Source organism: Arenimonas sp. (genome assembly GCF_022842045.1).
In the GTDB taxonomy this organism is placed as follows: domain Bacteria; phylum Pseudomonadota; class Gammaproteobacteria; order Xanthomonadales; family Xanthomonadaceae; genus Arenimonas.
Map to the genome: position 1 here is coordinate 1 of NZ_JALHQI010000043.1, position 25,281 is coordinate 25,281.

Here is a 25,281-nt window from a genome sequence, read left to right on the forward strand (position 1 = left end):
CCCGGTGCGCCGCGCCGCGCCGCGGCAGCTGCGCCACTTCCGCGTGCCCGCCCGCGTCGCCTTCGACACCGTGGCCGACGGCCGTCGCACCCGCATGAGCCTGGTCTGCACCGACCAGCCCGGGCTGCTGGCCGGCGTGGCCCAGGTGCTGCGCCAGCACCGGCTGCGCGTGCACGATGCCCGCATCGCCACCTTCGGCGAGAAGGTAGAGGATTTCTTCCTGCTCACCGACGAGCGCGACCGCGCCGTCGAGGACCAGGCCCTGTTGGACAAGCTGAGCCAGGCCATCGTGGCCTGCGTCGATGGAGAGACGGACCATGGCAAGAAAGAAGCCCGCCCTTGAGCAGCTGCAGGCGATCATCGAGGACGCGTTCGAACGCCGCGCGACGCTGAGCGCCGCCGAGATCGAGGGTTCCACCCGCCCGGCGGTGGAAGAAGCGATCGCGCTGCTCGAATCGGGCAAGGCCCGCGTGGCGGTGCCGGCCGGCAAGGGCTGGGAAGTGAACCAGTGGCTGAAGAAGGCCGTGCTGCTGTACTTCCGCGTCAACGACATGCAGCTGGTGGAAAGCTATCCGGCGCCGTTCTGGGACAAGGTGCCGCTGCGCTTCGAAGGCTTCGACGAAGGCGACTTCCAGAAGCTGGGCGCGCGCGTGGTGCCGGGCGCGATCGTCCGCGCCGGCGCCCACATTGGCAAGGACGTGGTGCTGATGCCGAGCTTCGTCAACATCGGCGCCCACGTCGGCGCCGGCACCATGGTCGATACCTGGGCCACGGTGGGCAGCTGCGCGCAGATCGGCAAGAACTGCCACCTCTCGGGCGGCGCCGGCATCGGCGGCGTGCTCGAGCCGCTGCAGGCCAGCCCCACCATCATCGAGGACGACTGCTTCATCGGTGCCCGCGCGGAAGTGGTGGAAGGCGTGGTGGTGGAGAAGGGCAGCGTGATCGGCATGGGCGTGTTCATCGGCCAGAGCACCCGCATCTACCACCGCGCCACCGGCGAGATCACCTACGGCCGCGTGCCCGCCGGCAGCGTGGTGGTCTCGGGTTCGCTGCCTTCGGCCGACGGCAAGTACTCGTTGTACTGCGCGGTCATCGTCAAGCAGGTGGATGCTAAGACGCGCGCCAAGACCTCGGTGAACGAACTGCTGCGGGGCGCGGTGGAATGACCACGGTCTACGGCCTCGATACCTGCGACACCTGCAAGAAGGCGCGCAACTGGCTCAAGCGCTTCGAGCTGGCGCACGAGTTCGTCGACTACCGGGCGAACCGCGTGCCGCCGGAGACGCTCAAGGCCTGGGCCGCGCAGCTGGGCGGCTGGGACAAGCTCATCAACAAGGCCTCCACGACCTGGCGCCAGCTGCCGGAGGCGCGCAAGTCGCCGGCCTCGGACCCGGAGTGGACGCTGCTGTTGAAGGAGCACCCCGCGCTCATCAAGCGCCCGGTGCTGGTGACCGACGACGGCACGGTCAGCGTAGGATTCACCGACAACGGCTGGAAGCTTCGGTTCGGGATCAAGAAATGAGCGACGTGCTGGCCCTCACCAACGACCTGATCGCGCGCCCGTCGGTGACGCCCGACGACGCCGGCTGCCAGGCGATGATCTCGGAGCGGCTGGCCCGCGCCGGCTTCCGCTGCGAGCAGATCGACTTCGGCGCGGTGAAGAACCTCTGGGCCAGCCACGGCGACGGCGGCGAGGTGCTGTGCTTCCTCGGCCACACCGACGTGGTGCCACCGGGGCCGCGCGAGGCCTGGACCAGCGATCCCTTCACGCCGACGATCCGCAACGGCTATCTCTACGGCCGCGGCGCCGCCGACATGAAGGGCAGCGTGGCCGCGTTCGTGCTGGCGCTCGAGCAGTTCGTGGCCGCCAACCCGGACCATCCGGGCACGGTCGCGCTGCTGCTCACCTCGGACGAGGAGGGCGATGCCATCGATGGCGTGCGCAAGGTCGCCGACCATTTCCGCGCCACGGGCCGCCGCATCGACTTCTGCGTCACGGGCGAGCCGTCCTCGAAGGAGGTGCTCGGCGACCTGCTGCGCGTCGGCCGCCGCGGCACGCTGTCGGGCACGCTCACGGTACACGGCATCCAGGGCCACGTGGCCTACCCGGATAAAGCCCGCAACCCGATCCACCAGGCGATGCCGGCGCTGGCCGAACTCGCGGCGCGGCGCTGGGACGAGGGCTACCCGGAATTCCCGGCATCGAGCTTCCAGGTTTCGAACATCCACGCGGGCACGGGCGCCAACAACGTGATCCCCGGGCACTGCGAGGTGCTGTTCAATTTCCGCTACAACCCGGGCTGGTCGGCCGAGGCGCTGGAGCGCGAGGTGCATGCGGTGCTCGACCGCCACGGCCTGCAGTACGGCCTGCGCTGGCACCGCGGCGGCGAACCCTTCCTGACCCGCGAGGGCCGGCTGCGCGCGGCCGTGCGTGCGGTGCTGGTGGAGCAGTGCGGCACGACGCCGGACGAAAACACCGGCGGCGGCACCTCGGACGCCCGCTTCATCGCGCCCCTGGGCGCCGAGGTGGTGGAGGTGGGTCCCGTCAACGCCACCATCCACAAGGTCGACGAGCGCGTCGCCGTGGCCGAGCTCGAGCGCCTCCCCGCGCTTTACCGAGCCATCGCCGAGCGACTGCTTTCCCGCTGACCTCCGCTTACCGCCCTCCCATGCTCAGGCGGCCTGGTTGAACCAGGCCCGTTCGGTGGCCGCGGCCGGCTTGTGGTCCTTGAGCTCGCGCAGGATGCCCAGCACCTCGCGGTGCACGGCCATCAGGCCCTCGTTCGTGGCGCCGCGGGTCTCGTGGTAAACCACCGCCAGCCAGAGCGCGATGCTGCGCTGGCGCAGCTGGATGGAGCGATCCTTGGCCCGCGCCGCGGCGACCGAGGCCACCGGGGACCAGGGGCGGTAGGGCGTGGCCTCGTTGTCGCCATGCAGGTGCGGTATCGGCAGGCGCGCGGCGGCCTGGATCTCGGCGAGGGTCAGGTCGGTGGTCTGCTTGCGCTGCTCGGCGCTCATGGCCTGCACGGCCAGGCGCACTGCCGCGGCCTGGCGGGCCAGCATCGCGCGACGCCACTGCGTCAGGAGAACGATCAGGAATTGCATGTGAATCCACCTCGCCGTGCAAAAAATATCGGTGAGGCGAATCGCTCCCCCTGACGGCGATCCACCCGTCGCTGCGCCGGCGGAGCTTGCCGGGCAGTGGGCCGTTTATGACCCAATTCGTGACGCCTGTCAGCTTTCGCTCACCGAAATGTGAAATTGCTCACATTTCTGGAGTCGGCGCGGCGGGTTCCAGGGCCAGGCGATGGGTCGGCTCGCCCGGCAGGAAGGGCGTCGGCTCGCCCCGCACCCAGGCCGCATGCCCGGCGCCCCAGAACGGCGACAGCGGGTGCCCGCTCTGGCCGCCTGGCATGTGCCCGTAGCCCTCGGCCTCGCGGCCGGGCGAGACGACCATGCGCTGGCTGGCGCCGAAGCCGGGCGACTGCACCAGCGGCATGTGGCCATCGCCGCGCAGCGGCTCGGCCGGCATGCACAGCGCACCGCGCAGCAGGCCGGGCAGGGCGCCCGCCAGCGGGTGGCAGATGCGCGCGGTGTTGCGTTCGCCCCAGCGCCGCTCGGCCAGCGGGCCGGCGCTTTCGAGCTGGACGCGGAGTTCGCGCGCGGCGTCGGCCAGCAGCGCGTCCCAGCTATCGAAGCGCCGCGGCAGCAGGTGCGCGGGCCGCGCCTGCAGCAGCGGCCAGGCCACGGCTTCCATTTGCGGCAGGTCCGGCATCACGAAATCGTCGCCCAGCGCAGCCTGGGCCGGCGCCATGAGGCCGTTCTGGATGCGTTCGACCACCGCCAAACGCCAGCCGCGCACCAGGCGGTAGCCGGCGCTGTCGACGCTGGCGCGACCGTTCCAGTCGGCCGACGCGGCGGCGATCGCCTGCAGGTCGGCGTTTCCGGTGCGCGCGGCTTCGTCCACCAGCAGCTGGTGCCAGCGCGCGAGGAACAGCGCACGGTCGTCCATCTGCAGCGCCAGCAGGTCGGGCTCGGACAGCACCGGCTTTTCGCGCAGGAAGTCGCGGATCTGCCGGGCCCGCGCGCCGTTGGCATAGCCGGCATCGCCGACCAGCGCCAGCGCTTCGCCATCCACGACGCGGGCGTTGGCGGTCCACAGCACGCCGTCGGCAGGATCCACCAGGCTCGGGTTCTCGGTCGGCGGCAGCCAGCCGGCCCAGCGGCAGGCGTCGGCGACCCGCAGCGGCGACTGCGGCGCACACGTGCCGGCGCGCTCGGGCATCTGCGCGGTCAGGCGCCAGGCGATGCGGCCGTGGCGGTCGGCCATCATCAGGTTCTGGGCCGGGATGCCGGCGGTGTCGGCCACCGCCAGGCCTTCGTCGAGATTGCCGGCGTAAGCCAGGTCGGCGAGGCCGAAGTTCAGCGAGCCCGGCAGCTGCGCGGTCCAGCGCAGCGCCAGCGCGGTGCCGTCGGGCAGCTCGCGCGTGATCGGGCCCCAGCGCGTCTCGCGCACCTTCAGTTCAATCGGTTCGCCGCCCTTGACCTGGATCCACTCGCTGGCCACGCGCAGCGCCGCGACGCCGTCGGGCACGCGGTACTTCAGTTTGTCCTCGTCGGTGAACTCGACGCGGTAGAAGTCCAGCCAATCGCCATAGCTGTTGGTGAAGCCCCAGGCCACGTGCGTGTTGCTGCCCACGATCACCGCCGGGATGCCAGGCAGGGTGAAGCCGCTGACGTCGACCTGGCCGCCGGGGGCGCGCGCATCCGGGTACTTCATGCGCGCGCGGAACCACAGGTTGGGCGCGCGCAGGCCCAGGTGCATGTCGTTGGCGACGATGGCGCGGCCGTCGGCGGTGCGCGAGCCGGCCACCGCGAAGTTGTTGCTGCCGGGCGCCGCCGGCTCGGACAGGTCGTAGTCGCCGTTGTCGTCCGGCACCGGCAGCGTGCGCAGGTCGAGCACGTCGGCGCCGGGCAGCACCGCGTTGCCGCGCGCTTGGCCGAACAGCGGCGCATCCCACTCGCTGCCGTCGGTGGCGATCAGGTCGTAGAGCGGCGCCGGCACGACTTCGCGGATGCGCCACAGCGCCAGTTCGCGCGAGTTGGTTTCGTCTTGCAGGTCGAAGAACATGGCATAGCCGACCAGCGCGATGTCGGGCACCGTCCACGGCTCGGGCTCGGCCTGGAGCAGGTAGTAGGGCCAGGGCTTGCGATCCAGCGCCAGCAGGCCGGCGTTGACGCCGTCGCGATAGGCCTCGAGCACCGGCAGCCGGTCGCCGGCGATCTGCCGCAGGGAATCGTCCACCCGTGCGCGCAGCCGGTGCACGCGCACCTCCTTGTCGCGCTCCAGGGCCAGAGGACCGAACAGCGCCGACAGTTCGCCGGCGGCCGAGCGCCGCAGCAGGTCCATCTCGAAGTAGCGCTCCTGCGCGTGCAGGAAGCCGAGCGCACGCGCCGCGTCCGCTTCGTTCGCCGCTTCCACGGTGGCGATGCCGAGCGCATCGCGGGTCACCGTCGCCGGCGCCGACAGGCCTTCGAGCGACTGCAATCCGTCCAGCGTGGCCAGGCTGCCGCGCGCCAGCCACCACGCCGCGATCGCCGCCAGCAGGGCCAGGAGCAACACGAAGAGGAGCAGTCGGGACGCGAACCGGAGTGCTTTGCGCATGGGGTGGCTTGATTGCGAAGGAAGACCGTGCCTAGGATGGCCCATGTCCCGCATCGCCGCCATCGCCCTCCGCGTGAACCCGTCCCGGGCCGCCGGCGCCTGCGCGAACGCCAACAACGCCAATAACAACAATCGTCCCCGTCCGCGGGTCGACGACTTGGCGCGCTAGCTAGCCCCCGCCACCAGTCCACGACGGCCCGCACTGACCAAGTGCGGGCCGTTTCCGTTTGCGTCGCAAAAACCAACCAGGAGCCCGACCCATGTGTTCGATACTCGGTGTGTTCGACCTGCGCCCCGGCGCCGACCTGCGGCCGCTGCGGCCGCTGGCGCTGTCCCTGTCGGCGCGCCAGCGCCACCGCGGGCCCGACTGGTCCGGCGTCTTCGCCGAACCACGCTGCCTGCTGGTGCACGAGCGCCTGGCCATCGTCGACCCGGCCGGCGGCGCCCAGCCGCTGCGCTCGGCCGACGGTGCGCTGGCGCTGGCGGTGAACGGCGAGATCTACAACCACCGCGAACTCGAGCGCGGGCTGGCGCGACCCTACGCGTTCCAGTCGGGCTCCGACTGCGAGGTGATCAACGCGCTGTACCGCGAGCAGGGCACCGCGGGCATCGCGCGCTTGAACGGCATCTTCGCCTTCGCGCTGTGGGATGCGGACGCGGGGCGCGCGGTGATCGCGCGCGACCCGATGGGCGTCTGCCCGCTTTACTGGGGCCACGACGGCGACGGGAGGCTCTGGGTGGCGTCCGAGATGAAGGCGCTTGCGCGGCACTGCAGTGACGTTGCCGGGTTCCCGCCGGGCCACGTCTACGACACCGCCACGGGCGCGTTGACGCGTTACCACGAGCGCGCCTGGCGGGGGTACGACGCCACCGCAGGCGTCACCGTCGCGCCGGACGCGCTGCGCGGCGCCCTGGAGCAGGCCGTGCACCGGCAGTTGATGACCGACGTGCCCTACGGCGTGCTGCTCAGCGGCGGGCTGGATTCTTCCCTGGTGGCCGCCTGCGCCGCGCGCTTCGCCCGCCGGCGGATCGAGGACGACGACGGCGCCGAGGCCTGGTACCCGCGCCTGCATTCCTTCGCGATCGGCCTGCCGGGTTCGCCCGACCTCGCCGCGGCCGAGGTCGCCGCGAAGGCGCTGGGCACGGTGCACCACGGGTTCACCTACGCCTTCGAGGAAGGGCTGGACGCGCTGCCTGACGTCATCCGCCACATCGAGAGTTACGACGTCACCACGGTGCGCGCGTCCACGCCCATGTACCTGCTGGCGCGGCGCATCAAGGCGATGGGGGTGAAGATGGTGCTCAGCGGCGAGGGCGCCGACGAGATCTTCGGGGGCTATCTGTACTTCCACAAGGCGCCGGATGCGCGCAGCTTCCACGAGGAGTGCGTGCGCAAGCTCGACGCCCTGCACCAGTTCGACTGCCTGCGCGCCAACAAGGCGATGATGGCCTGGGGCGTGGAGGCGCGCGTGCCGTTCCTGGACCTCGCGTTCCTCGACCTGGCGATGTCGATGGATGCCACCGCCAAGATGGCCGGCGCCGGGCGCATCGAGAAGGCGGTGCTGCGCGAGGCCTTCGCCGGCGTGCTGCCCGACGCGATCCTCTGGCGCCAGAAGGAGCAGTTCAGCGATGGCGTCGGCTACGGCTGGATCGACGGCCTGAAGGCGAGGGCGGAGGCGGTGGTCAGCGACGCGATGCTGGCCGAGGCGTCGCTGCGCTTCCCCGTGAATCCGCCGGCCACCAAGGAGGCCTACTGGTACCGCGACCAGTTCGAGCGCGAGTTCCCGGGCGAGGCCTGCGCGCGCACGGTGCCGGGCGGCAAGTCGATCGCCTGTTCGTCGCCGGCGGCGATCGCCTGGGACCCGGCCTTCGCGGCGGCAGCCGACCCCTCGGGCCGCGCCGTGGCCGGCGTGCATCGCGCCGCGACCGGCGGGCCGCGGCGCGTGCCGGTCAGCGGTTGATGATGCGCGGGTCGCAGTCGCGGGTCTCGCCGGTGGCCCGGTTCTGCACCACGACCGAGTACTTCACGTCGGCGGGCCCGTCGTTGCGGTTGAAGATGTTGACCACGTGGGCCGCGCCGCCGCCGGCGTGAACCATCTGCTCCTGGCCCTCGCCGTCGAAGCGGACATCGGCGATGCCCCATTCGCGCGGGTTGCCCAGCCGCACCTGGATCATCCTGTTGCCGCTGCCGGCGGCGGTCTCGACGTTGCCGGCACCGTCGCTGCCGCCGGAGAACACGCAGGTCTCGGGATCGAGGTCGACCTTGAAGTCGGGGCCGCGCTGGGCGGCGGCGAGCACGGGCAGCGAAAGCAGCCCGGCGAAGAGCAGGCGCGGAATCAGCTCAGAACGTCGCATCGGTAGGTCCTCTTGTCGTGTCTTCTTCTGGCCGGAAGGATCCGGTGAGGGTATAGGCCGGATCCATTCGGGGATCGCGGTATCCGGCCTGGTCGAGCACTCCTTGCAACGCGGCAAGCTCCCGGGACTGGCCAAGGTTGATGGCCAGCAGCCGGCGCACGGGGTTGAACTCGAAGGTCCGCTGCGCCTGGCGGTCGAGCCGCTCGGCCGCCTCGGCCCAGGTGGCGCGGGCGGCGGCATGGTCGCCGCGGGCGGATTGGGCCGTGCCCAGCACCTCGGCGGCCCGCGCCAGCTCCACCAGCCGCTGCGCCGAGTAGTCGGTGCCGGCGACCAGGGCCTGCATGCGCCGGTGCGCATCCTCCGCGGCGGCGACGGCGGCATGGGTGTCGCCAACGGCCAAGGCCCGCAATGCCTTCAGCCGCAACGCCTGCGCCAGGTCGACCGCCACGCCGGCGTTGGTCGGGTCCTGGTCGGCCAGGTCGGCCAGGCCGGCCACCAGGCCATGCAGCGCCTCCGCCTGGCCGGGCGACCACTGCGCGGGCCGCTGCAGGCCCAGCCGGGTCAGCCCCGCGCGGTGCGCGCTGCGCTGCCATGAGGCGTTCTGCGGGTCGCGGGCGGTGAGCGCGGCGAAGATCGCCTCGCCGCGGGCGATGTGGTCGGCGGCCAGCTCCACCCGGCCCAGCTCCAGTTGGGCGTTGGCCTGGAAGATCAGGTTGCGGCCCAGCAGGTCGGTGGCGTGGACGTCGTCGCCGCGTTCGTGCAGTGGCTGCAGCAGGCGCGTTACTTCCGCGAAGCCGCGCTCGCCGCCCTGCAGGTCGCCGTCGTCGAAGGTGGTGGAGCCGATCCAAGACCAGGTTTCCGCCAGCGCGATGGTGAGCGCCGGGTCGCCGGGGGACTTGGCCAGCTCCTGCTCCGTGATCTCGCGGCAGAGCCCGAAGTAGGCCAGCGCCGTCTTGGCGTCGCCGCGCGCGCGCGACAGGCTGCCAAGGTTGGAGTAGGCGTAGGACAGCTCGAGGTTGTAGTCGGGGTTGTCCGGCTCGCGCAGGCGCAGGGCCAGGCTGTGGCGGAGGTAGTTGCGCATGGCCTCTTCGGCCTGGTCGAGCCGGCCGCGCTCCCAGGCCACGTAGCCGACCCAGAACTCGGCCTGGCCCAGCTCGTAGAGGTAGTCGTTGTTCTCCGGTTCGGCCTCGTGCAGCTGGCGGGACTGTGACAGCGCCTGCTCGAACGAGGCGAGCGCGGCCTCGAGCTTGCCCTGGTTGAAGCGCACGTCGCCGATCTGCTTGAGCGCCACCGCGCGCGCGAGCAGCTCGGACGGCGTGCCGCGCTCGCCCAGCGTGGTGAAGTAGCCCATCGCTTCGTCGCCGACCGAGTCGAGCAGGTCGAGCTTGCCGATTGGCTCGAGCTTCTGGCGCAGGTCGCCGAGCATGAAGCCGATCAGCGCCTCGGCCTGCTGGCGACGCAGCTCCGACTCCTGGCGCGACTTGAACGCGTACAGCGCGAGCCCGACCGTGACCGCCGCCACCAGCAGCGAGGCCGTGGCCATGCCGGCCCAGAACCGCGCCTGGCGCTGGGCGTCGCGTCGCTTCAGTTCATCCACGCCGACGTCGAGCAGGCCAGCGGCGATCCGCAGCAGGGCGTTGCGGCGGCCGTCGCCCGCGGGCGTGGCGTCGGCGGCCAGTGGCTCGTGCAGCGGTTCGCCGTGCGCGTCGCGCAGCATGGCGGCCGGGAACGCGCAGTCCGGCGCGTCCGCACGCGGCTGGCCCGCGACCAGGAAACAGAATATCCGGTGGCCCCGGCCGGAGGCGCGGAAGTAACGGATCTCCTCGTCCACCCAGCGCGACGTCGCCGCCGCCGGCGAGCACACCACCACCAATGCGTCGGAATCATCCAGCGCCTGGCGGATGGCGTCGGAAAGGTCATGCGCCGAGGCAAGCTCGTCACGGTCGCGGAACACAGGGTAGAGGCGGGCCGGCAGTCCCGGGTGGCTGGCGTGCAGGCTGGAGGGCGGTCGGTAGCCCTCGAGGGCGCGCTGCAGCCAGCGCGCCGCGGCCTCGTCGGCGTGGCTGTAGCTGATGAATGCGCGGTATCGCCTCTCGGTCGCCATGCGGTCCCCGCCCCTGGCACACGACGCGGCCGGCGCCGGCGATGGACCGCCCGGCACCGGGCTGCCGCCATCCTACGCCATCAGAAGCTCGATCCGGGCTCGGCCAGGAAGGCGGTTTCCTCGGGCGTGGAGGTCCGGCCGAGGATCGCGTTGCGGTGGGGGTAGCGACCGAAGCGGTCGATGATGGCCTTGTGCCGGAGCTCGAAGTCGAGGTTTTCCGGCGGCGCATGCTCGCGGTACAGGGCTTCGGCCCAGGCGTGGATGGCGCGCGACTCGCTGTGCATGAAGGGCAGCAGCAGGAAGCTGCGCTCGACCGGCGAGAGCGCGGCCAGCGCGCGTGCCGCGATCGCCTCCTGCGCCAGCACCAGTGCCATGGCGTCCTGCGCGAAGGCCGCGGGCCTGCCGCGGTGGATGTTGCGCGGGAATTGGTCGAGCACGATCACTTCCGCCAGACGGCCCTTCGCGTCGCGGCGCCAGGCGTGGCATTCGCCGGCGGCGGCCTGCTGCAGCACGCCGCCGAAACGTGCGCGCACCTCGTCGTCGAACGCTGGATCGACCTTCCACCAGCGCGCGGGCGCGGTCTCCTCGAACCAGAACGCCAGGATGGCCTCGGGCGCCATGGGCTCAGCAGCGGCCGTAGCGATCGCCGTGGTTGATGTGGGCTTCGGCGGCGTTGGCCGGCAGCTCCATGGTCTTCTTGCCCTTGTGGCAGACCAGGACGGTGTCGCCGCCCCGGTAGGGCTGGCCGGCCGGGATGGAGCCGCAGGCGGACAGGGCGATCACGGACAGGGCGATGGCGAGCAGCTTCATGGGGAACCTCGTGGTGGGCCGGGGGGGGGGCGGGTCCAAACTAGGCGCAGCCCGGCGGTGATGCAAGCCTCGCTTGGCGCGCCACGCTGATCCCCGCCACGCAGCGCGGCGACGCGCTGGCTCAGACCCCGCGGCTGCGCATCGTCAACCCCTTGAGGAAGTTGCGCAGCAGCTGGTCGCCGCAGGCGCGGTAGTTCTTGTGGCCGGGCTGGCGGAAGAAGGCCGAGAGCTCGGGCTTGGACACCGGGTGGCCGGCGTCGGCGAAGGCCTGGTGCATGTCGCCGTCCTTGAGCTCGAACGCGACCCGCAGCTTCTTCAGCACCAGGTTGTTGGTGATGCGCTTGTCCACCGGGCGCGGCGGCCGCGTGGGGTCGACGCCCCGGTAGTGGATCACCAGGCCATCGAGGAAATGCGCCAGCACCTCCTCGGGACATTCCTCGAAGCCTTCCTCGCCCTCGCGCTTGAGGTAGGCGGCGACGTCGTCGCGCACCAGGTCGAAGGCGGGGTCGGCCAGCTTGGTCACCTCGATGATGGTGGCGTCGGCGAGGTCGAGCATGAAGCGCACGCTGCGCAGGACGTCGTTGTTGATCATCGGGGTTCCGGGCGGGGCGCCGGGGCCGGCGGGGTGCGCAGGATAGCAGCCGCGCCCGGGCTCAGCCCGCGGCCAGCAGGCCCCAGGTCCAAACCACGCCGATCACCATCTGCACCACGAAGAAGGTGAATCGCAGCGTGATCGCCGCGGCCGACGCCGACGCGAGGTGGGTGACCGACTGCAGCCCGCGCGCAGCGAGGAAGGCATAGGCCAGCGGATCGGTGACCGCCGTGCGTTCGCTCACCAGCGCCACCAGCATCAGGCCGCCGAAGATCGGCAGGCCCTCGAGGCAGTTGGCGTGGGCGCGTGCCAGCCGCTGCATGAAGGGCGACAGCCCGGCGTTGTCGGGCGTGAATCCGGTCGGCGCCACCTGGCGGGTGAGCACCAGGTTCGAGCGCATGGCCTCCATCAGCACCAGCAGGAAGAGCGCCCAGGCGATGAAGGCGGTGAGGGTAAACAGGGTGGGGCTCATGCAGCGGACTCCAGGATGTTCTTCATGGCAGGGGCGCGCGATCTGGTGCGCTCAACGGGTGGACTTCCAGGCGCGGTTCTCTTCGCGCTGGTCATCGGAATGGATGGCCGCCAGGAAGGCAAGCCACAGCGCCAGCGTGGGCAGCAGCGTGGCGGCCAGGATCGAACCGATCGTCGAGAGGCTGGCGCCGAATCGCGTGGAGAACAGCGCGAGCGACAGCATCGCGCCGACCGGCAGCATCAGCACCGCGCCGCCGAGATGGAGCCAGCCGGAACGCGCGCCGCGCCACCGGGCACGACGGATTGCCAGCACCAGGCTGGCCGCGAAGAGCAGCGCGGCGAGGCCCATCCAGGCCGCGAAGTATCCGAGTTCGTCGCCGATCGGCGAACCGCTCGCTTGCGCCGGGCCGGCGGCAAACGCCAGCATCCACGCCAGTCCCGGGGCGGCCATCGCCTTGTTCATGGGGTCGGCGGCGTCGCGGCCTTGCCTTGCACGACCGGGTAGCCCAGGCTCACCCAGCCCTGGATGCCTTCCCAGAGCACGGCGGTGTTCTGCACGCCGGCCTCGCGAAGTCGCCGCACCACCGATTCGGCGGCGGCGCGCGGGCATTCGCAGTACGCCACGATCCAGGTGCCGTCCGTGGGCAGGTTCGCCATCACTTCCTCGCGGCTGGCGTAGTAGGGGCCCGGCACGGCGCCTTCGATGTGGGCGCGCTCCCACATCGAGGTGACGCGGGTGTCGAGCAGCACCATGCGCTTGCGCGCCTTGAGTTCGCGGTCGAGCTCGGCGGCGCTGACGTACAGCCCGTCGGTGAGGGTGAAGGACGGCGCGGCGGCATCCGGGTTGATGACGTAGGCATCGAGCGGCGGCGGGGTGTGGCGCTTGGGCTCCGGTACTTCCCAGCCGGCGCTGCGGCTGCGCAGGAAGGCGGTGACGCCGTCGATCTGTACGGGGCTCAGCACGTCCTTGAACGCGACCATCGGCGTGCCCTCGCGGCCGTTCTCGATGGCGTGGCGAAGGAAGCCGTCGGGCGTCAGCGCGAGCATGGTGGCATTGCCCAGCGCGGTGCCGGTGCCGCCTTCGCCCTGCGCGCCGTGGCAGCTGGCGCAATGCTCGCCGTAAACCTCGGCGCCAAGCGCGATGTCGCCCTCGACGCGGTCGGCGACCTCGATCGGGTCGGTGGGCGCCATGTCCATCAGCCAGAAGGCCAACTCGCGGATTTCCTGGCGCGTCAGCGGGCCGCCCATTTCGACGTGGTAGGCGCCCATCGGCGTGCCGGGGCGGCCGTAGGCGATGGCTTCGCCGATGACGACGGGCGTGCCGGTGGCGATCAGCGACGCCGACTTCAGCGAGGGCGCGTGGTCGTTGGCGTGGCCGGCGCGGTCGGGGCCGTGGCAGAGCGCGCAGTACTGCTGGTAGCGCGCGGCGGCGGCCTCGCTCTGTTCCGGCGTGAGCTGCGGCGACGTGCGCTGCGCCTGCGCGGGCAAGGGTGCCAGCGCGGCCAGCAGGAGCAGGGCCGGGAGGCGGCGGACGAGCGAGGTCTGGCCCATGGGTGGCTCCGGTCGGGACCTGCCGACTATAACGCCGGCGCCGCGCGGGGCAGGCCGTCAGGGCATCCGCCCGGCGCGGCGTCGAAGCGCGGCCGCCCAAACGAGCAGGCCGCCGCCCACCGGGGCGGCGACCATCGCCGCGGTGGACCAGAGGCCGTGCCAGGCCAGCCAGCCGAGGATGGCCACGAAGGCGAGGGCGACCAGCGCAAGGAAGGCCAGGAGGGAGCGGGGCAGGGGCATGGCGAGTCTCCGGCCCGGGACGGCCGGGCCTGTCTGGTCCGGACGGCGGTGCGGGGCGGATGTGACCGTCGACGCCCCGGGATCGACCCACGGCTGCCCGCGAAAAGCCAGATATCCTGCCCATGCTGTTCCCGTTGGCCGGCCCGCCCGGGCGTGGCGCCGGGCAGGGAGAAGGACATGGCAGGCATCCTCGAGCAGGATCAATTGCGCGGCGGCATCGTGCGGGCATTGGTGTGGGGCGGCGCGGCCGCGTTGCTGTTGCTGCCGGGGGTGGCGATGCAGTTCACCGACGAAGTGGACTGGACCGGCGCCGACTTCATCGTGATGGGCGTGATGCTGCTGGCCGTGTGCACGGCCTACGAGATTGCCGCGCGCATCGCCCGCAACAACGCCTACATGGTCGCCGCCGCGCTGGCGGCAGGGGCCTGCTTCTTCACGCTCTGGGCGAACCTGGCGGTCGGCATCCTCGGCCCCGAGGACAACCCCGCCAACGGCCTGTTCTTCTACGTGGTCGCGCTGGCGATGGTGGGCTCGCTGCTGGTGCTGTTCCGCCCGCAACCGATGGCTTGGGTGATGGTGGCCACCGCCGTGGTGCAAGTGGCGGTATGCCTTTACGCGTGGCTGACGGGGCTGGGTGTCGTGTTCGTGTTCACCGCCCTCATGTGCGCGGTGTGGCTGGCGGCGGCGCGCCTGTTCCGTCTCGCCGCCCGCCATAACAATAACGGGGTCAGGAACTGAACCTGACCCCGTTCTTGGGTCACGCGCTGGCTTCGACGCGGTCGACCTTGGTGAAGCCACGCGGCAGCAGGTTGCCGCGGCTGGCGCGGGCGCCCTCGTAGGCCTGCAGGTCGCGCCAGCCCAGCACCAGCTTCTGGCGGCCGGAGTAGATGGTCAGCTCGCCGCCCTGCTTCACGCTGGCAACGGCGATGACCTTTTCCTCGCCTGACTTGAGCTTGGCCGGCGGGATCTGCACCAGCTTGTTGCCCTTGCCCTTGTCGAGTTCCGGCAGCTCGCTGATGGGGAAAGCGAGCAGGTGGCCGGCGCTGGTGATGCTGACGATCCAGTCGCTCTTGGCGTCCGCCACCGGCACCGGCGGCAGGATGTCGGCGGCGTCGTCGGCATTGATCAGGGCCTTGCCGGCCTTGTTGCGCCCCGTGAAGTTCTCGAACTTCGTGACGAAGCCGTAGCCCCAGCTGGAGGCCACCACGTAGCGTGCCTCGTTCTCCGCCACCGCGAGGCCGACGAAGCTGGCGCCGGCCGGCGGCGCGAAGCGGCCGCTGAGCGGCTCGCCGTTGCCGCGCGCGCTGGGCAGGGTGTGCGCCAGCGTGGAATAGCTGCGGCCGGTGGAATCGAGGAGGGCCACCTGCTGCGTGCTGCGCCCGCGCACCGCCTGCAGCAGCCCGTCGCCATCGCGGTAGCTCAGCGCCGCGGCCTCGACGTCGTGGCCCTTGGCGCTGCGGATCCAGCCCTTCTTCGACAGCACCACGGTCACCGGCTCGCTCGGCACCAGCTCGGTTTCGCTGATGGCCTGCGCGGCCTCGCGCTGCACCAGCGGCGAGCGGCGGGCGTCGCCGAATTTCTTGGCGTCGGCCAGCAGCTCGTCCTTGACCTGCTTCTTGAGCTTGGCCTTGGACTCAAGGATGCCCTTGATCTTCTCGGCTTCCTTGGCCAGCTCGTCCTGCTCGCCGCGGATCTTCATTTCCTCCAGGCGCGCGAGCTGCTTGAGCTTGGTCTCGAGGATGTACTCGGCCTGGTCGTCGCTGAGGCCGAAGCGCGCCATCAGCACCGGCTTGGGCTCGTCCTCGGTGCGGATGATGCGGATGACTTCATCGAGGTTGAGGAAGGCGATGAGCAGGCCTTCGAGCAGGTGCAGGCGGCGCTCGACGCGCTCGAGGCGGTGGCGCAGGCGGCGCGCCACGGTGTCGGTGCGGAACATCAGCCATTCCGACAGGAAGGCCTTGAGGTTCTTGACCTGCGGCCGGCCGTCGAGGCCGATGATGTTGAAGTTGACCCGGAAGCTCTTCTCCAGGTCGGTGGTGGCGAACAGGTGGCCCATCAGCGCGTCGAAGTCGACGCGGTTGCTGCGCGGCACCAGCACCAGGCGCACCGGGTTCTCGTGGTCGGACTCGTCGCGCAGGTCCTCGAGCCAGGGCAGCTTCTTGGCGCGCATCTGCATCGCCACCTGCTCCATGATCTTCGAGGGCGAGACCTGGTAGGGCAGGTGGGTGATGACGATGTTGGCGTTCTCGCGCGTCCAGGTGGCGCGGGCGCGGACGCTGCCGTTGCCGGTCTCGTACATCTGCACCAGGTCGGCGGCGGGCGTGATGATCTCGGCGGCGGTGGGGTAGTCGGGGCCGCGCACGTGCTCGCAGAGTTCACGCACGCTGGCGTCGGGGTCGTCGAGCAGGCGGATGGCTGCGCTCACCACCTCGTTGAGGTTGTGCGGCGGGATGTCGGTGGCCATGCCGACCGCGATGCCGGTGGTGCCGTTGAGCAGCAGGTGCGGCAGGCGCGCCGGCAGCCAGCTGGGCTCCTGCAGGGTGCCGTCGAAGTTCGGGACCCAGTCCGCCGTGCCCTGCGCGAGTTCGCCCAGCAGCACTTCGGCGATCGGGGTGAGCTTGGACTCGGTGTAACGCATCGCCGCGAACGACTTCGGGTCGTCGGTGGAGCCGAAGTTGCCCTGGCCTTCGATCAGCGGGTAGCGGTACGAGAAGGGCTGGGCCATCAGCACCAGCGCCTCGTAGCAGGCGCTGTCGCCGTGCGGATGGAACTTGCCGATGACGTCGCCGACGGTGCGCGCGCTCTTCTTGGGCTTGGCGGTGGCGCCCAGGCCCAGCTCGCTCATGGCGTAGATGATGCGGCGCTGCACCGGCTTGAGGCCGTCGCCCAGGAAGGGCAGGGCGCGGTCGAGCACCACGTACATCGAATAGTCGAGGTAGGCGCGCTCGGCGTACTCGCGCAGCGGGATCTGTTCGAAGCCGTGGAAGGTGGGGCGGGCAGGCTCGGTCATGCGGGGGTCAGGCTCAAGGCGGTAACGATGGCGTCATTCTACCGGCAGTCGCGGGGTCAGGTTCCGAACCTGGCTCCGCGGGGGCTTCCTGCTGCTGCAGGCGCCACATGCGGGCGTAGTGGCCGTTGGCGGCGAGCAGGGCGGCGTGGCTGCCGCGTTCGACCACGCGGCCCTGGTCGAGCACCAGGATCTCGTCGGCGTCCATCACCGTGGACAGGCGGTGGGCGATGACCAGGGTGGTGCGGCCGACGGCGATGCGGTCGAGTTCGTCCTGGATGGCCTGTTCGCTGGCGGAGTCGAGCGCCGAGGTCGCCTCGTCGAAGATCAGGATGGCCGGGTTCTTCAGCAGCGCGCGCGCGATGGCCACGCGCTGCTTCTCGCCGCCGCTGAGCTTGAGGCCCCGCTCGCCCACTTCGCTGTCGTAGCCGTCGGGCAGGGACAGGATGAAGTCGTGGATGTGGGCCGAGCGCGCCGCCGCCTCGACCTCGGCGTCGCTGGCCTCGGGCCGGCCGTAGCGGATGTTGTAGCGGATGCTGTCGTTGAACAGCACGGTGTCCTGCGGGACGATGCCAATCGCCGCGCGCACGCTGTCCTGCCGCAGTTCGCGCAGGTCCTCGCCGTCGATGCGGATGGCGCCGGACTGGATCTCGTAGAAGCGGTACAGCAGGCGCGAGAGCGTGGACTTGCCGCTGCCCGAGTGCCCCACCACCGCCAGCGTGCCGCCCGGCGGGATGCTGAAGCTGACGCCGTGCAGGATCTCGCGGCGGCCGTCGTAGCCGAAGCGGACGTCGTCGAACTCCACCTGCGGCTGGTGCGTCACCAGGGCGCGCGCATCCGGGCGGTCGCGCACTTCCTGCGCCTCGTCCAGCAGCCCGAACAGGCGTTCGATGTTCGTGATCGCCTGCTTCACCTCGCGATACACCATGCCCAGGAAGTTCAGCGGCGCCGACAGCTGCAGCAGGTAGGCGTTCACCAGCACCAGGTCGCCGATCGTCATCGTGCCCGCGGCCACGCCGGCCGCCGCCCGCCACATCAGCGCGGTGATGCCGATCGCGACGATGGCGCTCTGGCCCAGGTTAAGCACCGCCAGCGACTTGAGGCTCTTCACCGAGGCCTCTTCCATCTGCACCAGGTGCTCGTCGTAGCGGCGCGCCTCGTGGTCCTCGTTGTTGAAGTACTTCACCGTCTCGTAGTTGAGCAGCGAATCCACCGCGCGGGCGCTGGCGCGGGTGTCGGCCTCGACCGCGGCGCGGTAAAAGCGCGTGCGCCACTCGGTGATGCGGATGGTCCAGGCCACGTACACCGCGATCGTGCCCAGCGTGATCGCGGCGAAGCCCCAGTCGTAGGCCCAGACCAGCACGGCGGTGACCAGCGTGATCTCGAGCAGGGTCGGCAGGATGGTGTAGATGGTCCAGTCGAGCAGGTCGGAGATGGCGGTGCCGCCGCGCTCGACGTCGCGGGCCACGCCGCCGGTGCGGCGGTTGAGGTGGAAGCGCAGGCTGAGCGCGTGCAGGTGCCGGAACACGCGCAGCATCACCGTGCGCGAGCTGCGCGCCATCACCCGGGCGAAGACGATGCCGCGCAGTTCGGTGAACAGCGTCACCGACAGGCGCGCCGCGCCGTAAGCCAGCAGCAGGCCCACCGGCAGCACGAGCAGCGAGGGCTCGACGTCCAGCCCGTCCACCAGTGCCTTGAGCACCAGCGGCACGCCCAGGTTCGCCAGCTTGGCCGCCACCAGGCAGGCCATCGCCAGCAGGATGCGGCCGAGGTAGGGCTTCAGGAACGGGCCCAGTTCGCGCAGTATCGCGGCGAGGCTGCGTTCGGCGACCGGCGGGGCTTCGGGGTTGGCGCTCGGGGTGTCGGTCATGGCCGCTCGGATGGGGGTCTTGGCGCCCGGGTTCAAGCGGCGGGGTAGGCGGGATTGTATGCTGGCACGGTTTTCCGTCCTGGTTTCCGATGATCCCCCATCTCTCCATCTCGCGCGCGCGGCTGGCCTTCATCCTGGGCGGCCTGGCGATGTTCGGCCCGTTCTCGATCGACACCGTCTTCCCGGCCTTTCCCGCGATGGCCGCCGACCTGGACGTCGGCAAGGTCGCCATGCAGCAGACCATCAGCGTGTACCTGGTCGGCTATGCGGCGATGTCGCTGTTCCATGGCCCGATCTCGGATGCGATCGGGCGCAAGAAGGTGCTGCTGGCGGGCATCGTGGTGTTCACGCTGGCCTCGGTCGGCGCGGCGCTGGCCACCGACATGGCCACGATGCTGGTCTACCGCGCGCTGCAGGGGTTGTCGGCCGGCGTCGGCCTGATCGTAGGGCGCGCGATCGTGCGCGATTGCCTTCAGGGCGACGACGCGCAGCGGCTGATGAGCCAGATATCGATGATCTTCGGCATCGCGCCGGCGATCGCGCCGGTGATCGGTGGGTGGATCCTGGGGTTCTCCGACTGGCACGGCATCTTCTGGTTCCTGGCCGGCTTCGGTGTGCTGCTGCTGGTGCTCACGGCGTGGGGCCTGCCCGAAAGCCATCCGCCGGAGCAGCGCGTGCCGCTGCACCCGGTCACGCTGGCGCGCGACTACGGCGGCATGCTGTCCAACCGCAGCTTCCGGCTGCTGACGCTGGCCGGCACGGCCAACTTCGGTGCGCTGTTCCTGTACATCGCATCCGCGCCGGCCTTCGTGATGGACCTGCTGGGGCTGGGCGAGCAGGACTTCGTGTGGTTCTTCGCTCCCACCATCGGCGGCATGATGCTCGGCGCCTTCGCCAGCGGCCGCGCGGCGGGGCGGGTCAGCGGGCGGCGGCTGGTGGAGTGGGGCTTCCTGTGCTGCGGCGTGGCCGCGGCCTACAACGTCGGCTACAACGCGCTAACCGATTCGCCCACGCTGCCCTGGGCGGTGCTGCCGACGGCGCTGGGTGCCTTCGGCATCGCGTTGGTGTTCCCGATCGTCACGCTGTCGATCCTGGACATGTACCCGCGCCAGCGTGGCAGCGCCTCGTCCATGCAGGCCTTCGTCGGCCTGGTCTCGAACGCCGCCATCGCCGGCCTGCTTTCGCCCCTGGTCAGCCACAGCGGCCTGGCGCTCGCCATCACCGCCGCCACCTTCACTGCCGTCGCCTACGCCCTCTGGCGCTGGTACCTCGCTCACTCCGCGCGGTAGGCGGCGCGGAGGAGTTCGTGGAAGTGGTGGACGGCGTTCTCGCGCAGGGGATTGAGTCGCCCCGGGACGTAGGAGCCGGAGGCGAGGCCGCGCTGGACGTGTTCGCAGATTTCGACGTCCTCGTCCTGCACCTGGTGCGCGAAGTCGTGGTCGGCCTGGTGCCGGGCCGCGGCGTCTTCGCCCGGTGAGTAGTAGTAGTCGAACTCGACGATGCAGCGGTCGGCGCCCAGCGGCAGCACGCGGTTGGTCTGCAGCCGGCCCGGCAGCAGGTTGAGCATCGTGTTCGGGTAGATGAAGTAGTAGACCGCGTCGCCGTCGCCGTAAAGGCCGGCGTCGCTGGCCAGCGGGCTGTATTGGTACGAGAACCAGTCGCCGCACTCGGTGACGTACTGCCGGTAGTCCAGCAGGCTGTTCAGGCCCGGGTGGATGTGCGGGACGTGGTAGCCCTCGAGGTAGTTGTCGCAGTAGATCTTCCAGTTGCAGGCGACCTCGTAGCGGAAGCGCTTGTGGAAGACGTAGTCCTTCGGCGACAGGCCGCGCAGCGGGCCGTCGAGCCCGCGGCGGAAGTCCTCGAACGACACCGCGCCGTCGCCCGCGACGAACACCAGGCCCTGCCAGGTGTCGATGCGCAATTCGGGCAGGCGAACGTCGGAAACATCGAAGTCCTCCGTCGCCTGCATCTCGGGCGCGCTGCGCAGCACGCCCTCCAGGGTGTAGGTCCAGCCGTGGTACTTGCAGCGCAGCACCTTGGCGCCCTTGCCGTCGCAGGTGGCCAGCGGCCCGGCGCGGTGGCGGCAGACGTTGTGGAAGGCGCGAAGCCGGCCTTCGGTGTCGCGGATAACCACCACGGGGATGCCGCCGACGTCGGTGACCAGGTGGTCGCCGGCGTTCGCCAGCGCGGTTTCATGCCCGACCAGTTGCCAGCTGCGCGCGAACACCGCCTCGCGGTCGCGCGCCACCATGCCTTCGCCCGTATAGAACGCCGCGTCGAGCGACAGCGCGTGCGACAGGGGCTGCGGGGCGAGGGAATCGGGGAGCTTCGGGTTCATGATGGCCGGTGCCTTCAAATGATGTAGGAGGGAATTCATTCCCGAAGCTTTTGGCCAAGAGCTTCGGGAATGAATTCCCTCCTACAGGGACGGGGCCGGGGCCCCGTCTGACGCCGCCGGGTCTGAAGACGGGGCGGCGGGACCAGAGGGTCAGGACCTGGCGGCTTACCAGCCGCAGGTCTTGCCTTCGTTTTGTTCCTTGAGCCAGGCCTGCAGCGGCGCGAAATACTCCAGCACCGCCGAGGCGTCCATCTGCTCGCCGCCGGTCAGCTCCTTCAGCGTCTGCTGCCAGGGCTGGCTGGCGCCGCGCTGCATCATCGCCCAGAAGCGCTTGCCCGCTTCCGGGTTGTTGGCGAAGGAGCAGGTGTACAGCGGGCCGGTGTGGCCGGACGCATCGCACAGCGACTTGTAGAACTGGAACTGCAGGATGTGCGACAGGAAGTAGCGCGTGTACGGCGTGTTGCCCGGCACGTGGTACTTGGCGCCGGCGTCGAAGAACTCCTCGCCGCGCGGGCCGCCGGCCGGGGCCACGCCCTGGTACTTCGCCTTCAGCTCCCACCAGGCCGCGTTGTAGCGGTCCGGCGCGATCGAGCCGTCGAACACGCCCCAACGCCACTGGTCGATCATCAGGCCGAACGGCAGGAAGGCGACCTTGGCCAGGGCCATGCGCATCTGCGAGTTGATCACCGCCTCCTGGCTCAGGGCAGGCTTGTCGACCAGCCCGATCGAGGCCAGGTAGTCCGGCGTCATCGACAGCTCGATGGTGTCGCCGATGGCCTCGTGGAAGCCGTCATGCGCGCCGGTCTGGAACATCGGCGGCTGGTCCTTGTAGGCCAGGTAGTAATAGATGTGGCCGAGCTCGTGGTAGATCGTGGTGAGCTCTTCCTCGGTCGGCTTGATGCACATCTTCATGCGAACGTCGGACGCGTCCGAGTTCATCTGCCAGGCGCTGGCGTGACAGACCACGTCGCGGTCGCGCGGCTGGGTAAGCATCGACTTGGCGTAGAAGCTCTCCGGCAGCGCGGGCATACCCAGGCCGGTGTAGAAGCTCTCGGCCAGCTTGGTCATGCGGGTGGCCATCTCGAGGTCGGCCTTGCGCTCGAGTTCGACCTGCTGCGAAGCGGTCAGCTTGCCCATGCCGCCGGCGTCGGCGACCAGGCCGGCCAGGATGGCGTCGCGCTGCTTCTGCAGGGCGCTGGTGATGTCGAGGCTGCCGACGCCCTGGTAGGGCTCGAGCAGCGGCCAAAGCGAACCCCAGTCCTGCTGCCACAGGTTGCCGGTGAGGTGGGCCGGGATCATGCCGTCCACCGAGCCCTGCTCGCCGTACTTCGACACCAGCTTCTCGCGGGTGTAGCACTGCAGCTGCTCGTACAGCGGCTGCACCTGGCCCCAGAGGCGGTCGGCCTCGGCCTTGAAGTCGTCGGCCGGCATGTCGTAGCCCGCGCGCCAGACGTCGCCGGTGTTGGCGAAGCCCATTTCCTTGGCGCCTTGGTTGGTCAGTTCGACGAACCGCTGGTAGTCCTTGCGCATCGGCTGGGCGATGGTGTGCCAGCCTTCCCACGCGGCCTTCATTTCCTCGTAGCTGCTGCCTTCGGTGTCGGCGAGGATCTCGCTGACCTGGCCGATGTCCTTGCAGTCATCGCCCACGCACCACTTGCCGGCGCCGTAGGTCGCGCCCATGCGGCTGGCGATGTCGGTGAGCTCCTTGAGCTGGGCCGGGTCGCGCGGGGCCGGCATCGAGGCGCTGACCTTGAGCAGGTGCAGCGCGCGCGCGGTGGCCGGGTTCTGGCCCGCGGGGTCGTAGGTCTTGGCCTGCTCGACGAACTCGTTGTTCTTGCCCAGCCAGCGCTCGTTGGCCGCGGCCTCGAGGCGCTGGCTGTCGTCGCTGATGTAGGTCGCGCCCAGCCACGCCGCCGAGGTCATTTCCGGCGTCATGTCCTTGATGGTCTTGTTCACGCGCGCCACGAAGGCGTCGGCATCCTCGCTGCCGGCCTGGCCGGGCGCGCCCTGGTCGGTGTCGGAGGTGCTGCAGCCGGCGGCAAGCAGCAGGCTGGTGGAGATGGCGAGCGCCAGCAGGGCGCGTTGGGATTTCACGGGGCAAACTCCGGGTTCGGGTCGGGAGGCTCTGCGCAGGGCAGGGTGCCGGAAGGCTAGACCGCCGGGCCGCCCGCCGCAAGCCGCCCCGCGCCCCTGTAGGAGGGAATGAATTCCCTCCTACAGGGTCGGGGTCAGGGGAGCAGGCCGCGGGCGGCGAGGAAGGCGCGGGCGTCCTCGGCGTCGTGTTCGAACCAGGCGCGGGCGGAGCCAAGGCGGAAGCTGTAGCCCCAGGCGTCCATGTCGGCCATCAGGCGGTCGCGGCCCACGCCGGGGAGCTGGTCGGCCAGCTGGATCTGCAGGCAGCAGGCGGCGTCTTCCTCGGGCACCGAATCGGTGGCGTCGGTGTGCACCGCGGCGCGGCGCTCGGGCGGCATCACCAGCAGGTGGCAGGCCTCGTGCAGCAGCGAGTGCACCGGGGTGTCGGACCGGGCGTAAACGGTGCAGCCGATCAGCCCGGCTTCGCATTCGCCCCAGTAGCTGCCCGGGATGGGCTGGCCATCGGGCACCCGGGCCAGCGCCAGGCCGTGGCGCGCCAGCAGGGCCGCAGGGGCTTCGAAGCCGATGTCGGCGAGCGTCAGCACCGCGGCCGCGTGGGCCCCGGATGCGGAAACGGCACCGGCGGGCGCCGATGCCGTCGCGTCGTCGCCCGCCATCGCGATCAGCCGTTGGCGGCGGGCGCGGCCTTCTCGGGCAGCGCGACCGAGATGTCGAGCAGCTCGTTGTCGCCGTCCTTGTGCAGGCCGACCTTCACCGCGTCGGAGTCGACGTTGATGTACTTGCGGATCACTTCCAGCAGCTCGCGCTGCAGCAGCGGCAGGTAGTCGGGCGCGCCGCGCATCGAGCGCTCCTGCTGGATCAGGATCTGCAGGCGGTTCTTTGCGACGTTGGCGGTGTTCTTGTTGCGCTGGGTGAGGAAATCAAGGATGCCCATGGCTCAACCCCCGAACATCTTGGAGAAGAAACCCTTCCTCTCGACGGTGGTGAAGCGCATCGGGCGCTCCTCGCCGAGGATGCGGGCGACGGCATCGGTGTAGGCCTGGCCCGCGGGCGAGGTCTCGTCCAGGATCACCGGCACGCCGGCGTTGGAGCTCTGCAGCACCTCGGGCGATTCCGGGATGACGCCGACCACGTCGAGGCCGAGGATTTCCTGCACGTCGCCGATCGACAGCATGTCGCCGGCCTCGACCCGCTTCGGGCTGTAGCGGGTCAGCAGCAGGTGCTCCTGCACGCGCTCGCCCTTCTCGGCCTTGCGGGTCTTGGAGGCCAGCAGGCCGAGGATGCGGTCGGAGTCGCGCACCGAGGACACTTCCGGGTTCACCACCACCACGGCGCGGTCGGCGAAGTACATCGCCAGGAAGGCGCCCTTCTCGATGCCGGCCGGGGAATCGCAGACGATGAAGTCGAAGCCTTCGTCGGCCAGGGCCTTGAGCACCTTCTCGACGCCTTCCATGGTCAGCGCGTCCTTGTCGCGGGTCTGCGACGCGGCCAGCACGAACAGGTTCTCGAAGCGCTTGTCCTTGATCAGGGCCTGTTTGAGGTTGGCCTCGTCGTTGACGACGTTGACGAAGTCGTACACCACGCGGCGCTCGCAGCCCATGATCAGGTCGAGGTTGCGCAGGCCGACGTCGAAGTCGATCACGGCGGTCTTCTTGCCGGCCTTGGCCAGGCCGCAGGCGATGCTGGCGCTGGTGGTGGTCTTGCCGACGCCGCCCTTGCCCGAGGTCACAACGATGATTTCAGCCAATGTTCTTCTCCGTAACGGTGCGCTCTGGGCGCGCTTCTAATGGGGTTTCAGTCGAGCTGCGCGAGGTGCAGCTTGTCATTCTCGAGCCAGATCTGCACGGGCTTGCCGAGCAGGTCCCTGGGGATTTCCTCCAGCACCTTGTAGTGCCCGGCCACCGCGACCAGCTCCGCGTGGAATTCACGGCAGAAGATGCGGGCCGAGGCCAGCCCGCCGGCGCCGGCGAGGGCGCGGCCGCGCAGGGCGCCGTAGACGTGGATCGAACCGTCGGCGATCACCTCGGCGCCGGCACCCACCGTGGCGCACACGGTCAGGTCGCGGTCCTGGGCGTAGACCTGCTGGCCCGAGCGCACCGGGTGCACGTGCATCAGGCCCGGCTCGGCGGCGCGGGCCGGCGCGGCGGCCGGGGGCGGGGTGGGTTCGGCGGCGGCCTTGCGCGG

Annotated in this window: 27 protein-coding genes; 8 read left to right on the forward strand and 19 right to left on the reverse strand. The window is 70.4% G+C overall.

Annotated features, from left to right (window positions below):
- The 4 genes from Q0C12_RS09910 to dapE form a co-directional block, all read left to right on the forward strand.
- Positions 1 to 343 (forward strand): ACT domain-containing protein (locus Q0C12_RS09910; protein WP_290889691.1); only part of this gene is annotated, 343 nt, incomplete at its 5' end.
- The gene (dapD, locus tag Q0C12_RS09915; protein ID WP_290889694.1) at positions 303 to 1,166 is read left to right on the forward strand and encodes a 2,3,4,5-tetrahydropyridine-2,6-dicarboxylate N-succinyltransferase; all 864 of its coding nucleotides are present in this window, start codon (positions 303 to 305) and stop codon (positions 1,164 to 1,166) included. The genes Q0C12_RS09910 and dapD, both read left to right, overlap by 41 nt.
- Positions 1,163 to 1,522 (forward strand): Spx/MgsR family RNA polymerase-binding regulatory protein, encoded by a 360-nt coding sequence (locus Q0C12_RS09920; protein WP_290889697.1) that lies wholly within the window; start codon positions 1,163 to 1,165, stop codon positions 1,520 to 1,522. The genes dapD and Q0C12_RS09920 overlap by 4 nt, the downstream gene beginning before the upstream one ends.
- Entirely contained in the window at positions 1,519 to 2,649 is a 1,131-nt protein-coding gene (gene dapE, locus Q0C12_RS09925; RefSeq protein ID WP_290889700.1) for a succinyl-diaminopimelate desuccinylase, read from the forward strand. The genes Q0C12_RS09920 and dapE overlap by 4 nt, the downstream gene beginning before the upstream one ends.
- Positions 2,650 to 2,673: 24 nt before the next feature.
- On the opposite strand, the gene Q0C12_RS09930 is transcribed toward dapE, so the two are convergent.
- Both Q0C12_RS09930 and Q0C12_RS09935 read right to left on the reverse strand, forming a co-directional pair.
- Positions 2,674 to 3,105: a hypothetical protein gene (locus Q0C12_RS09930; protein WP_290889702.1), complete on the reverse strand. Its 432-nt coding sequence runs from the start codon at positions 3,103 to 3,105 to the stop codon at positions 2,674 to 2,676.
- 160 nt (positions 3,106 to 3,265) lie between these two features.
- Entirely contained in the window at positions 3,266 to 5,665 is a 2,400-nt protein-coding gene (locus Q0C12_RS09935) for a penicillin acylase family protein (protein WP_290889705.1), read from the reverse strand.
- Positions 5,666 to 5,708: 43 nt separating this feature from the next.
- On the opposite strand from Q0C12_RS09935, the gene Q0C12_RS09940 reads away from it, so the two are divergent.
- Together Q0C12_RS09940 and asnB are read left to right on the forward strand one after the other, a co-directional pair.
- Positions 5,709 to 5,834 (forward strand): hypothetical protein, encoded by a 126-nt coding sequence (locus Q0C12_RS09940; protein ID WP_290889708.1) that lies wholly within the window; start codon positions 5,709 to 5,711, stop codon positions 5,832 to 5,834.
- 91 nt (positions 5,835 to 5,925) lie between these two features.
- Entirely contained in the window at positions 5,926 to 7,626 is a 1,701-nt protein-coding gene (gene asnB / locus Q0C12_RS09945; protein ID WP_290889710.1) for an asparagine synthase B, read from the forward strand.
- On the opposite strand, the gene Q0C12_RS09950 is transcribed toward asnB, so the two are convergent.
- From Q0C12_RS09950 to Q0C12_RS09990, 9 genes are all read right to left on the reverse strand, one after another.
- The gene (locus Q0C12_RS09950; RefSeq protein ID WP_290889713.1) at positions 7,616 to 8,020 is read right to left on the reverse strand and encodes a hypothetical protein; all 405 of its coding nucleotides are present in this window, start codon (positions 8,018 to 8,020) and stop codon (positions 7,616 to 7,618) included. The two genes, asnB and Q0C12_RS09950, sit on opposite strands and share 11 nt — an antisense overlap.
- On the reverse strand, positions 8,007 to 10,124 hold the full coding sequence (locus Q0C12_RS09955; protein WP_290889716.1) for a TIR domain-containing protein: 2,118 nt from the start codon (positions 10,122 to 10,124) through the stop codon (positions 8,007 to 8,009). Before Q0C12_RS09955 ends, Q0C12_RS09950 begins: the two co-directional genes overlap by 14 nt.
- A gap of 80 nt (positions 10,125 to 10,204) precedes the next feature.
- Positions 10,205 to 10,744 carry a DUF924 family protein gene (locus tag Q0C12_RS09960; protein WP_290889719.1) on the reverse strand — a complete coding sequence of 180 codons (540 nt, stop codon included), beginning with the start codon at positions 10,742 to 10,744 and terminating at the stop codon, positions 10,205 to 10,207.
- A 4-nt stretch (positions 10,745 to 10,748) separates the two neighbouring features.
- Positions 10,749 to 10,934 (reverse strand): hypothetical protein, encoded by a 186-nt coding sequence (locus tag Q0C12_RS09965; RefSeq protein WP_290889721.1) that lies wholly within the window; start codon positions 10,932 to 10,934, stop codon positions 10,749 to 10,751.
- 121 nt (positions 10,935 to 11,055) lie between these two features.
- Positions 11,056 to 11,526: a DUF1456 family protein gene (locus Q0C12_RS09970; protein ID WP_290889723.1), complete on the reverse strand. Its 471-nt coding sequence runs from the start codon at positions 11,524 to 11,526 to the stop codon at positions 11,056 to 11,058.
- A gap of 61 nt (positions 11,527 to 11,587) precedes the next feature.
- Positions 11,588 to 11,998, reverse strand: a complete 411-nt coding sequence (locus Q0C12_RS09975) for an MAPEG family protein (protein WP_290889726.1) — start codon at positions 11,996 to 11,998, stop codon at positions 11,588 to 11,590.
- A 51-nt stretch (positions 11,999 to 12,049) separates the two neighbouring features.
- Entirely contained in the window at positions 12,050 to 12,460 is a 411-nt protein-coding gene (locus Q0C12_RS09980; protein ID WP_290889729.1) for a hypothetical protein, read from the reverse strand.
- The gene (locus Q0C12_RS09985; RefSeq protein ID WP_290889732.1) at positions 12,457 to 13,548 is read right to left on the reverse strand and encodes a c-type cytochrome; all 1,092 of its coding nucleotides are present in this window, start codon (positions 13,546 to 13,548) and stop codon (positions 12,457 to 12,459) included. The genes Q0C12_RS09980 and Q0C12_RS09985 overlap by 4 nt, the downstream gene beginning before the upstream one ends.
- 57 nt (positions 13,549 to 13,605) lie before the next feature.
- Positions 13,606 to 13,788, reverse strand: a complete 183-nt coding sequence (locus tag Q0C12_RS09990) for a hypothetical protein (RefSeq protein WP_290889735.1) — start codon at positions 13,786 to 13,788, stop codon at positions 13,606 to 13,608.
- A gap of 177 nt (positions 13,789 to 13,965) precedes the next feature.
- Between Q0C12_RS09990 and Q0C12_RS09995 the strand changes: the two genes are divergently transcribed.
- A complete protein-coding gene (locus Q0C12_RS09995; protein ID WP_290889738.1) occupies positions 13,966 to 14,526 on the forward strand; it encodes a hypothetical protein in 561 nt (186 codons plus the stop codon).
- A 19-nt stretch (positions 14,527 to 14,545) separates the two neighbouring features.
- Here Q0C12_RS09995 and parC read toward each other — a convergent pair whose 3' ends face one another.
- Both parC and Q0C12_RS10005 read right to left on the reverse strand, forming a co-directional pair.
- Complete coding sequence (gene parC / locus Q0C12_RS10000; RefSeq protein ID WP_290889740.1) at positions 14,546 to 16,798, reverse strand: DNA topoisomerase IV subunit A; 2,253 nt, start codon at positions 16,796 to 16,798, stop codon at positions 14,546 to 14,548.
- Positions 16,799 to 16,811: 13 nt separating this feature from the next.
- The gene (locus Q0C12_RS10005) at positions 16,812 to 18,665 is read right to left on the reverse strand and encodes an ABC transporter ATP-binding protein/permease (protein ID WP_290889743.1); all 1,854 of its coding nucleotides are present in this window, start codon (positions 18,663 to 18,665) and stop codon (positions 16,812 to 16,814) included.
- An 89-nt stretch (positions 18,666 to 18,754) separates the two neighbouring features.
- Between Q0C12_RS10005 and Q0C12_RS10010 the strand changes: the two genes are divergently transcribed.
- A complete protein-coding gene (locus Q0C12_RS10010; RefSeq protein ID WP_290889746.1) occupies positions 18,755 to 19,954 on the forward strand; it encodes a multidrug effflux MFS transporter in 1,200 nt (399 codons plus the stop codon).
- Here the strand turns inward: Q0C12_RS10010 and Q0C12_RS10015 are convergent.
- From Q0C12_RS10015 to minC, 6 genes are all read right to left on the reverse strand, one after another.
- Complete coding sequence (locus Q0C12_RS10015; RefSeq protein ID WP_290889748.1) at positions 19,939 to 21,003, reverse strand: aromatic ring-hydroxylating dioxygenase subunit alpha; 1,065 nt, start codon at positions 21,001 to 21,003, stop codon at positions 19,939 to 19,941. The genes Q0C12_RS10010 and Q0C12_RS10015 overlap by 16 nt on opposite strands.
- A 165-nt stretch (positions 21,004 to 21,168) precedes the next feature.
- Positions 21,169 to 23,097 (reverse strand): M2 family metallopeptidase, encoded by a 1,929-nt coding sequence (locus tag Q0C12_RS10020; RefSeq protein WP_290889750.1) that lies wholly within the window; start codon positions 23,095 to 23,097, stop codon positions 21,169 to 21,171.
- Positions 23,098 to 23,231: 134 nt separating this feature from the next.
- A complete protein-coding gene (locus Q0C12_RS10025; RefSeq protein ID WP_290889753.1) occupies positions 23,232 to 23,753 on the reverse strand; it encodes a hypothetical protein in 522 nt (173 codons plus the stop codon).
- Positions 23,754 to 23,758: 5 nt separating this feature from the next.
- Positions 23,759 to 24,031 carry a cell division topological specificity factor MinE gene (gene minE, locus Q0C12_RS10030; protein WP_034211919.1) on the reverse strand — a complete coding sequence of 91 codons (273 nt, stop codon included), beginning with the start codon at positions 24,029 to 24,031 and terminating at the stop codon, positions 23,759 to 23,761.
- 3 nt (positions 24,032 to 24,034) lie between these two features.
- The gene (gene minD / locus Q0C12_RS10035) at positions 24,035 to 24,844 is read right to left on the reverse strand and encodes a septum site-determining protein MinD (protein WP_290889758.1); all 810 of its coding nucleotides are present in this window, start codon (positions 24,842 to 24,844) and stop codon (positions 24,035 to 24,037) included.
- A 47-nt stretch (positions 24,845 to 24,891) separates the two neighbouring features.
- Positions 24,892 to 25,281, reverse strand: a 390-nt coding sequence (gene minC, locus Q0C12_RS10040; protein ID WP_290889761.1) for a septum site-determining protein MinC, incomplete at its 5' end; no start/stop codon positions are given.